Origin of the sequence: Plebeiibacterium marinum (assembly GCF_026013615.1) — a bacterium.
GTDB lineage: Bacteria > Bacteroidota > Bacteroidia > Bacteroidales > Marinilabiliaceae > Saccharicrinis > Saccharicrinis marinus_A.
The window spans coordinates 1-375 of sequence record NZ_JAPDPI010000158.1 but is presented as its reverse complement, the minus strand read 5'-3'; the positions used below and the strand labels follow the sequence as shown (position 1 = coordinate 375).

The window sequence follows — 375 nt, the reverse complement described above, 5'->3', positions numbered from 1 at the left end:
AAATAAGAGCTGCAAAAAATGGGGCAGCTTTTTTACGTTACCATCTGATTTTAAATTATGACAGTAGAATTTCTACTGAAGTTACCATTGAAGACAAAACAGCCGTGGAGCAAATGCGACTGATACAACAGCTTGACGATGACGAAAAGCAATCCATTTTTAAACTGATTGATAAAATGCTTACCAATAAAAATTCAAAGACTTCTTTAATAAAAATATTGCAGCGCTGTAAGCAGTTTACATACTACGGCATAAAACAAAAGCCGCACTTTAAAAATGTGGCTTTTGTTTTATTTACAGGCCAGAGGCCTTGGTTAATACGACATAGCGAGACGCTATGCCGAGCCGTTTTCTTACTTAATCGCTACGATCAGC

At 36.8% G+C, this 375-nt stretch carries 1 protein-coding gene; it reads left to right on the top strand.

Features of this window, described 5'->3' with window-relative positions; genetic code table 11:
* Positions 1-375: hypothetical protein (locus OM074_RS21310; protein ID WP_301202729.1), on the top strand; the 375-nt coding region annotated here is incomplete at both ends.